Here is a 9337-nt window from a genome sequence, read left to right on the forward strand (position 1 = left end):
TGAGGGCGGGTGTGCGGCCCGCCTTAATGTGTTTTGCCCACTCTGCGCGCCCTGCGCCACCCCTCCCCGTTTCGGGGGGGGCGCACGGCGGGACGCCGTCCGCCGGTACTCAACGCTTACTTCAGTTCGACCTTGGCGCCGGCTGCTTCCAGCTGGGCCTTGAACTTGTCCGCGTCGGCCTTGGAAACGGCTTCCTTGACCGGCTTCGGAGCCGCCTCGACCAGGTCCTTGGCTTCCTTGAGGCCAAGACCGGTGATGGCGCGAACTTCCTTGATGACGTTGATCTTCTGAGCGCCTGCTTCGGTGAGGACGACGTCGAATTCCGTCTTTTCCTCGACCGGAGCAGCAGCGGCCGCGGCGCCGCCAGCAGCGGCAACCGCCACCGGAGCAGCGGCGGAAACGCCCCACTTTTCTTCAAGAAGCTTCGACAGCTCGGCCGCCTCGAGGACGGTCAGCTTCGAAAGGTCGTCTACGATCTTTGCCAGATCAGCCATTGCAATGTTCCTTCATAAGGTTCGAACGTGTGTTTGTGATAGCGAGGAACGGCCTCATGCCGCCTCGTCCTTCCGGGCGTAAGCGCCGATGACGCGCGCGACCGAAGCCGCAGGCGCATTGACGATCTGGGCGATCCGGGTTGCCGGCGTGGCGATCATGCCAACCAGCCTGGCGCGCAGCTCATCGAGCGACGGAAGTGTGGCGAGTGCCTTCACACCGTCGGCGTTGAGCGAGGTGGTGCCCATTGCGCCGCCGAGAATGACGAGCTTGTCATTTCCCTTGGCGAAATCGGACGCGACCTTCGGCGCCGCAATCGGATCCTCCGAATAGGCGATCAGCGTCTGTCCCTTGAACAGCTCGATGATCGATGCGGAGTCCGTGCCCTGAAGAGCGATTTTGGCGAGACGGTTCTTCGCGACTTTGACGGTGCCACCGGCGGCGCGCATTTTCGACCGAAGGTCGTTCATTTGCGCGACGGTGATACCGGCGTAGTGGGCCACGACGACTGAACCAGCGCTTGAGAACGCATCATTCAGGCCCGTGACGAGTTCGCGTTTTTCCGCTCTGTCCACTGCCTATCTCCAGTTGACCCCTGCCCTCTACGAAGGACAGGCGTCGGGTTGCCTTTTGCCGGCCGGGCCATCCAGTAACGGATCTCCCGAACGACGCTCGAGGATCCTGCCCCCTTTCGCCACACCTGCCGGCAAGCCGGACGGTGCGCAGACAAAAGGCAAACACGGTTCGAACCTTTCATTGGAGCGTTCGCTCCTTTGTCCGGTCTTCACCCGTCTCATGCAGGCCCACATGAATTAAGGCCCACATCACCTAAGGCTTGGGGGCCGCCTGCAATCTCGGACAGGATGTCCGGAAGCCTTTCGACTTCCGGTACCGGGCCGCCGACAGGTCGGAGGCCCGGAATTCTTTCACGGATCAGCGTCTTAGCGGCCGATCCAATTGTTCGTATCAGGACGCTGCGAGCGTCGAGACGTCGAGCTTGAGGCCCGGGCCCATCGTCGAGGTGACCGACACCTTCTTGACGTAATTGCCCTTGGCACCAGCCGGCTTTGCCCTGGTCACCGCATCGGCGAAGGCGCGGACGTTCTCTTCCAGCGCCTTGACGTCGAACGAGACCTTGCCGACGCCGGCATGAACGATGCCGGCCTTCTCGACGCGGAACTCGACGGCGCCGCCCTTCGATGCCTTCACGGCGGCGGCCACGTCGGTGGTGACGGTGCCGACCTTCGGGTTCGGCATCATGCCGCGCGGGCCGAGCACCTTGCCGAGACGGCCGACCAGCGGCATCATGTCCGGCGTGGCGATGCAGCGGTCGAAGTCGATCGTGCCCTTCTGGACGATGTCGACCAGATCCTCGGCTCCGACGATGTCGGCGCCGGCGGCCTTGGCCTCCTCGGCCTTGTCACCGCGCGCGAACACGGCGACGCGAACGCTGCGGCCGGTGCCGTTCGGCAGGTTGACCACGCCGCGGACCATCTGGTCGGCATGGCGGGGGTCGACGCCGAGGTTCATCGCGACTTCGATGGTCTCGTCGAACTTCACCGAGGAGCGATCCTTGAGCAGCTTCAGCGCCTCACCCAAAGCGTAAGCCTTGTTGGGATCGATGCCTTCGCGGGTCTGCGATACACGCTTTGCAATCTTTGCCATGATCTCAGCCCACCACTTCCAGACCCATCGAGCGGGCGGAGCCCTCGACCATGCGCATGGCCGCCTCGACGTCGTTTGCGTTCAGATCCTTCATCTTCTGCTCGGCGATGGCGCGCACCTTGTCGCGGCCGATCGTGCCGGCCTTGACCTTGCCCGGCTCCTTCGAGCCCGACTTCAGGTTCGCGGCCTTCTTCAGGAAGTAGCTCACCGGCGGCGTCTTCATGACGAAGGTGAACGACTTGTCCTGGTAGTAGGTGATGACGACCGGAACCGGCGAGCCCTTTTCCATTTCCTGGGTCTGCGCGTTGAACGCCTTGCAGAACTCCATGATGTTGATGCCACGCTGACCAAGCGCCGGGCCGATCGGGGGCGACGGCGTCGCCGATCCCGCGGAAACCTGGAGCTTGAGCTGGCCTGCAATTTTCTTAGCCATCTCTCTTCCTGCCTTTTCTCATGCCGGTCTTGCCGGCGGTTGCAGTCTGGTGGTGCGGTCCGCGCGGCCGGCTAAAGCCGCATTCGCCTCCCACCCGTTTTGGCCGCGCGATCTCCGCGCCGCCTTCCCTGCCGCCGAAACCGGTGCAGGGATTTCGGATCAGCCCTTCTCGACCTGTCCGAATTCCAGATCGACCGGCACGGCGCGCCCGAAGATCGATACTTCCACCTTGAGCCGCGCCCGCTCCTCGTCCACTTCCTGGACGAAACCGTTGAACGACGCGAATGGTCCATCCGAAACGCGGATCGCTTCGCCGATCTCGAACGTCACCGACGGCTTCGGCCGCTCGACGCCTTCCTGAACCTGGTTCAGGATACGCTGGGCTTCGGCTTCGGTGATCGGCACCGGCTTGGAGTCGCCCAGGAACCCGGTGACCTTCGGCGTGTTCTTGACGAGCGAGAACACGGCATCGGTCAGATTGGCCTTCAACAGCACATAGCCCGGAAAGAACTTGCGCTCGGCATCGACCTTGCGGCCGCGGCGGATCTCGACGACCTTCTCGGTCGGCACCACGATCTGCTCGATGTCGGCGGACAGGCCCTTCTGCTTGGCCTTGTTCTCGATGTCCTCGGCGACCTTCTTTTCAAAGTTCGAGTAGGCGTGGACGATGTACCACCGCGCGGTCATTTTAAGACTTCTCCGTAATCGCCGGACTTACTGTCCGAGGCCGAGGATTTTTTCGACCGCAAAGCCCATGGCCACGTCTGCGGTAAAGAAAAAGATCATCGCGATGACCGCGAACACAAGGACCATCACCGTCGAGATCACCGTTTCGCGCCGCGACGGCCAAGTGACCTTGGCAGTCTCCGCGCGAACCTGCTGGAGAAAGGTGAAAGGATTTGTGGTTTTCGAAGCCATATGCCGCTCTGTCTGCAAGACCCGTTGGCCGGGTCTCCTGGATGATCCCGATGGCCGGGACGTGCCGCTTGAGCGTGCGTTCGCGCCGAATCAGCGCAATCATTTCGCCCATGCAAATCAGACGCGTAAAGCCGGCTTCCCAGCTCCACGCGTCGCGTGTCTGTTTCGTCTACATAAAACCGATTCTTGATCCACGCAAGTGGCAAGTGTCCGCTTTATGACCAAACGCCGCCTCGGAACCATCCAGTCGTCCCGTCCCGGCTATGCGGCCCTTATGCCGCAACTTATGCTATATGGCAAGTCACAAGCCGGTTTTCAAAGGCTGCGCTGCAAAAGAATCGTTTTTTAGGTATCCATTCGAAGGAATGGCACGGGCAGCAGGGCTCGAACCTACGACCTGCGGTTTTGGAGACCGCCGCTCTACCAACTGAGCTATGCCCGTATGCGCATGTCGGCGCAGCAGGCGCTTCCTAAAAGCTTCCGCGCGCTCTGTAAAGAGCGACGTGCGCTGCCCAGCCTTCATCTTCGAAAGTCCAGGCGTCCTCCCGGCCATTTCCCGTCGATCCGTTGATTGCTGACGACCAAACCGACCCAGGGACGCACGATTTTTGGGTCGGTCAGATTGATATATTTTCCAACCAGCCCTTTCGCACTGACGCGCCGCGCGTCGATGAGCCCCTTGCGCACGCCATCATGCCAATCGAACAGTAGGTAAACTCTCTCTCCCGCGGTCTTCAGCTCGCCCCGGCCAGACTTCCATTTACCCTTGCTATCGCCTGGAATCGTGGGGTCGGCACCGCCGTTCCATCGGCTGGACCACCTGCCTTCGATGGTGTCGTTGCGGTCGCGGTCGCTTTCGGTGCCCCAGGCTTCGGCGTTTTCATCGCTTGCAGCTCCCTCCAGTTTTACGCCGGCGGCGAACGCCGACACCTCCTCGTCGTCGGGAGTGGGGACATCCATGACACCGAACGGGTTTCGGGTTCCGCGGTTGCCGTCAAAGGTGCTGCCTGAATTTTTCTTGCCTTCCGATCTCATCGCAAAGTCTCCGGTTTTTAGTGAGGCCCCGCCAGTCGACGGCGACTTTAAACCGTTAGCCTGGAGGACCGAGACCTCCATAGCCACCCGTTTTCCTGGCCGGCAGGGTTTTCGACCGATTCGCGCCCGGTCAGTTTCCCGAAGGCGGCTTGTAGGGGCCGCCCGGCACGCCCCAACCCCAGACCGGCATTGGTTCCGTCTCGGGATCGCAGGTCGGACCTTTGTTGGAGTTCATCTTGGCCAGCCGCGATCCCCATTCGATATAGGCCATGAAGGCCGAGCGGAATTCGGGATCGTCAGGCAGCCCGATCTCGTCGGCGGCGTCGGCGAGGAGATTGATCCAGCGCCGGCGCTGCTCCTCCGTCAGATGCTTGCCGAGGTGATGCATCACCATTTCGCGATGGCCGCCATGCTTTTCGCTGTAGGTTTTCGGTCCACCGAAAACTTCGCCGATGAAGGCCGCGACGTGGGCCGGATGGTCCGCCGACATATGCTTGAACACCGGCCCGACAATGGGATCCCGAGAGACGTTGTCGTAGAAGGTCTGGGTCAGGCGGTTCAGCGCTTCGGTGCCGCCGGCCCATTCGAACAATGTCGGGACGTCCTGGCTCATTTGCGATCCCTCGCCTGGCTGGTCTTCTACCACGCCGGACGATAGCGGAAACATCCAGCATCGCTCAACCTGTCTCGATGGCCAGCTTCCGAAACCGACGCGCCCCTACAATTTGGCGGGCGCCTCGGCCTGCGCATTGGGCGAGAGCACCACGCGGCAATTGTCAGGCTTCGGCACCGATCTGCACAGGGTGGCACCGGTCAGCTCGTCCACTGATTGCGGCCCAGTCGTCAGTCCGGCCCTCAGCATCACGTCAGGTTCGAGCTGACGCTCGACCGAAATGCGCTGAAGCGTCATGAACAGATCACGGTTGATTGCCATCTCGTCAAGGTAAGCCTTGATCAGCTGGGCTTGTCCCATCAGGTAAAGGCTGAGTAGCGCCCGTGGACCGACAAGCCGCCTGACGCCCCCAGCCAGCATCAGCGCGCAGGCCGAATCGCAGTCGCCTTTCGCATCGCTGGCCACTCCGGCATAGGCGCCATCTTTGGCCAAGCAATTCCACTCTTCCGGGTCGCAGCCAACGAAATCGGTACGGGCAACGGCGACGTCGAGCTTCTTTTCACGGATAAGTCGCCCCATCGCCAGAGCGCTGAACAAGTCGCCGCCTCGCGAGCTCACCACTATAGGCAGCCGCCGGCTGCCAAGCGTAGCGAGCAACTGGCCCAGCTTCTGCGGGGTTTGGCTCGTGATTACGCCTTGTGCCGAGATCCATTCCGGGCAGTCGGGATTGCAGGACGAATTGCTGCGGCGAACCACAACGAAGCGCATCTCGGGTGCCCCGTTCCCCGGCACTGCCACGAGCGGCCGAGCCCACATCCATTCCGGGCAGTGGGGCTCGCACATCGGATCGCTGCCGCGAACGAGTATGAAGCCCTTGTCCGGCGCCTCGTTTCCTGGCACTGCCTCGACCGGCTGAGCAGGTGCCTCCTTGGCCAGCTGAGAAAGTGGGACTTGAGCCGGCTGAGACGGTCCGGCCTTCGCTTCGATTGCTGCCACCTTGGCCGGCTTGGCATTCGCAGGGACCTCCCTGCAGTTCGGCGGCGCAGGACTCCGCTGGCATATGCCCGCCTGCGTAAGTATGTCGAGGGAGTCCCTGCTGGTGATCAGCTTCATCGTCAGCATGTCGTCGAGGGCGATCTGCCGGATGTCGCTGGCGGGCGTGGCCTTCATTCTGTCGATTACGCCCCGTCCGACACCCATGTCCCTGAGATAGGCCGAAAGTTTCCTCTCAAGCGCCTTGCTCATCTCATAGGTCTTGTAGCCGGCATTGTCTTGAGTGATGGTTTCTGTGGTGATCCTATATTTTTTGCCCCGCACAACTCGATAGGTGGTTCGATAGTGCCGTGTTGTGCGGAAATAGGTCGTAGTGATCTGATGGACGCCTAGATAGGCCCAACCGCCGACCACGCGTCCGACGCCTCCGGCAAACATCAGCGGACATGCGGAGTTGCACATGGCACCCCCGTCAGACGCAATGCCGAAATATGCTGCGCCCTTGCCGTCATTGGCCCGGCAATCTTTCATCCCGGGCCAACAATCGGAAAACTTGGTCGTACCCACGGCGATATCGAGCTTGTTTTTGCGGATTATTCGACCAAGCTGGAGCGCAGCATCGACATTGCCGCCCGGGGAATTGACGATGATGGGCAGTTTGCGGCGGCCGAGCGTCTTCAATATGCGCTTGAGCTGCGCTGGCGTGCCCGCTTCGATGGCGCCTTCTGCCGAAATCCATTCCGGACAGTTAGACTCGCAGCCGGTCGCGTTGCTGCGCACGACGACGAATCGCATCGGCGAGAGATCATCGGATAATAGCTTCGGATCGGTCCAAGTCGTCGGATCGGACCATTTCGGGAAGACATCCTCGGCCTTTGCGGCGAAGGCAGCCATCGCCATGGCAATAACCAGCAGCCCGCGCCACCACCTTGCCACGCTATCTAAACGGCGTCCCGAAACCACGCTTGGCAAAAGCCCCCTTGATGCAACCTATAATAGTTGCGGCAATGGTGGTTGCAATAGCTTTGAAACACCCGCGCAAGATTGTTCTGCCTCGAGTCAGTAAGCGAAAAAGGCGGCCCGAAGACCGCCCTTTCGCATCCGATCTCGACCGGCAATGCCGGCGCCGATCACTCTATAATGGTGACGACGACGCCAGCACCGATGGTGCGGCCGCCTTCACGGATGGCGAAGCGCAGCTTCTCGTCCATGGCGATCGGCACGATCAGCTCGCAGCTATCAAGCCCGCCTTACGATTTGACCGGCGTGCTGGCCTGAGCCTTGGCGCCCGAGGCTTCGCGGCAGTTCTCGGGCTGTGGCTCCGATCTGCAGATGCCGGGGCCTGTCAATTCGTCTGCCGATTGATGCCCGGTTGTCAGCCCGTATTTCAGCATCCTGTCGAGTTCGAGCTGCCGTTCGACTGAATTCAGCTGAATTGCGGCAAACAGACCGGGGCCGATGGCCATGTCCTCGAGATAGGCCTTGACCTTTTGCTCCTGCCCTACCGAATGCACGCTCAGCTGTGCGCGCGGGCCGACGAGGCGTTTGACACCGCCGGCGAGCATGATCGGACAGGCCGAGCCGCACGCGCCGCCGGCATCGACCGTCAGTCCGTTATAGACGCCGTCTTCGGCCGTGCAGTCGGCCTGCCGCGGTTCGCAGCCAATGAAATCCGTCCGCGCCACGGTGACGTCGAGCTTGCGTTCGCGGATCAGCCTTCCGGCCGCCAAAGCACCGAGCACATCACCACCCGGCGAGTTGATGACGATGGGCAGACGCCGGTCGCCGACGCCGTCCAGCAGTTGGCGCAGTTTTTCGGGCGTGTCGGCGGTAATTGTGCCTTCGGCCGAGATCCATTCCGGGCAGTTGGGATTGCAAAGCGGATTGCTGCCGCGGACCAGGACGAAGCGCATGTCTGCGGCCTCCTTCGGCCGCGTGGTTTCGTGCCCTGCGGGTGCAGGCCCGGCGTTCGCCACCACTTCGCCGGCCGGCTTCGCGATATTCGCCGGCGCCGGCAGCTCCCTGCAACTCGCCGGCAACGGATCGGATTTGCATAGGGTTGGCGCGGTCAGCAGGTCGACGGCATCCAAGCTGGTGACGAGATTCATTTGCAGCATGTCGTAGGGAACCAGTTGCTGGATGCTGCTGGCCGGCGTGCCTTTCATGGTCTCGAGCACGCCCAGGCCGACGCCCATCTCCTTCAGATAGGCCGCCAGCTTCCGCTCCAGCGGCTTGTTCATCTCGTAGGTCTTGTAGCTGCCGGCGTTCTTCCGGCTGACGACCTTGGTGTTGAGGATCTTCTTCTTACCCTTCACCACGCGGTAGGTGGTGCGGTACAGCAATTTCGTCCGGATATAGGTCGTGGTGATCTGATGGACGCCGAGAAAGGCCCATTCCCCGACCACGCGCCGGATGCCACCGGAAAACATCAACGGACAGGCGGAATTGCAGATGGCGCCGTCGGCATAGGCATTGCCAAAATAACGGGCGCCCTTGCCGTCGTTTTCCTTGCAGTTTTTCACATTTGGCAGACAGCCGACGAACCGGGTTTTGCCGACGGCGATATCGAGCTTGTTCTTGCGGATCAGGCGACCAAGTGTCAGCGCCGCTTCGACATTGCCGCCGGGGGAATCGACGACGATCGGCAGCTTTCGGCCGCCAAGCGCCTTCAGCGTGCGTTTGAACAGAGCCGGCGTGCCGGCTTCTATCGAGCCTTCCGCCGATATCCATTCCGGACAGGTCGGCTCGCAGCCCGGCGCGCTGCTGCGGACGACGACGAACCGCATCGTCGGGCCGAGATCCGGCGTGGATTTTTCCGGCGTGGATTTCTTGGCATCGGCTGCGAAGGCGGCGTGGCCCATGGCGAGCAACGACACCAGGCAGATCAGTCCTAACGACCACAATGCCTGACTATGCAAACGGCGCCATGGAACCATTCGGGCAGCCCCCTCGATGCAACCTATACTAGTTACGGCAGAGGCGCTTGCAACAGGATTTGAAGCAAGGCGGTTAATCTATTCGAATCAAAAAGGCGGCCCGAAGACCGCCCTTTCGCATTCGATCTCGACCGGCAACGCCGGCGTTGATTACTCTTTGATGGTGACGACGATGCCGGCACCGACGGTGCGGCCGCCTTCACGGATGGCGAAGCGCAGCTTCTCTTCCATGGCGATCGGCACGATCAGCTC

At 61.6% G+C, this 9337-nt stretch carries 11 protein-coding genes, 1 tRNA gene and 1 pseudogene; all 13 read right to left on the bottom strand.

Features of this window, described 5'->3' with window-relative positions; all coding sequences use genetic code 11:
- Positions 1-116: 116 nt before the first annotated feature.
- Positions 117-494 (bottom strand): 50S ribosomal protein L7/L12, encoded by a 378-nt coding sequence (rplL, locus tag NKJ09_RS32190; protein WP_023680442.1) that lies wholly within the window; start codon positions 492-494, stop codon positions 117-119.
- A 54-nt stretch (positions 495-548) separates the two neighbouring features.
- Complete coding sequence (gene rplJ, locus NKJ09_RS32195; RefSeq protein WP_008875657.1) at positions 549-1067, bottom strand: 50S ribosomal protein L10; 519 nt, start codon at positions 1065-1067, stop codon at positions 549-551.
- Positions 1068-1458: 391 nt separating this feature from the next.
- Entirely contained in the window at positions 1459-2157 is a 699-nt protein-coding gene (gene rplA / locus NKJ09_RS32200) for a 50S ribosomal protein L1 (RefSeq protein WP_352485033.1), read from the bottom strand.
- Positions 2158-2161: 4 nt separating this feature from the next.
- A complete protein-coding gene (gene rplK / locus NKJ09_RS32205) occupies positions 2162-2590 on the bottom strand; it encodes a 50S ribosomal protein L11 (RefSeq protein WP_023680440.1) in 429 nt (142 codons plus the stop codon).
- Positions 2591-2749: 159 nt separating this feature from the next.
- A complete protein-coding gene (nusG, locus tag NKJ09_RS32210; RefSeq protein ID WP_006333333.1) occupies positions 2750-3277 on the bottom strand; it encodes a transcription termination/antitermination protein NusG in 528 nt (175 codons plus the stop codon).
- Between the two features lie 27 nt (positions 3278-3304).
- Complete coding sequence (gene secE / locus NKJ09_RS32215) at positions 3305-3508, bottom strand: preprotein translocase subunit SecE (protein WP_023721668.1); 204 nt, start codon at positions 3506-3508, stop codon at positions 3305-3307.
- A 366-nt stretch (positions 3509-3874) separates the two neighbouring features.
- A tRNA-Trp gene (locus tag NKJ09_RS32220) sits at positions 3875-3950 on the bottom strand.
- Between the two features lie 77 nt (positions 3951-4027).
- Positions 4028-4543: a hypothetical protein gene (locus NKJ09_RS32225; RefSeq protein ID WP_352485035.1), complete on the bottom strand. Its 516-nt coding sequence runs from the start codon at positions 4541-4543 to the stop codon at positions 4028-4030.
- A 130-nt stretch (positions 4544-4673) separates the two neighbouring features.
- Positions 4674-5156, bottom strand: coding sequence for a group II truncated hemoglobin (locus tag NKJ09_RS32230; protein WP_352485036.1), 483 nt, complete (start codon positions 5154-5156; stop codon positions 4674-4676).
- 105 nt (positions 5157-5261) lie between these two features.
- The gene (locus NKJ09_RS32235) at positions 5262-7049 is read right to left on the bottom strand and encodes a COG3904 family protein (RefSeq protein ID WP_352485037.1); all 1788 of its coding nucleotides are present in this window, start codon (positions 7047-7049) and stop codon (positions 5262-5264) included.
- A 230-nt stretch (positions 7050-7279) separates the two neighbouring features.
- Positions 7280-7378: pseudogene (locus NKJ09_RS32240) on the bottom strand (EF-Tu C-terminal domain-related protein); the annotation flags it as partial.
- A gap of 21 nt (positions 7379-7399) precedes the next feature.
- The gene (locus tag NKJ09_RS32245; protein WP_352496504.1) at positions 7400-9085 is read right to left on the bottom strand and encodes a COG3904 family protein; all 1686 of its coding nucleotides are present in this window, start codon (positions 9083-9085) and stop codon (positions 7400-7402) included.
- Between the two features lie 150 nt (positions 9086-9235).
- On the bottom strand, positions 9236-9337 hold a 102-nt coding region (locus NKJ09_RS32250; protein ID WP_152536282.1), incomplete at its 5' end, for an EF-Tu C-terminal domain-related protein.

The organism is Mesorhizobium sp. M0189, from assembly GCF_040322135.1.
Classification (GTDB): Bacteria; Pseudomonadota; Alphaproteobacteria; order Rhizobiales; family Rhizobiaceae; genus Mesorhizobium.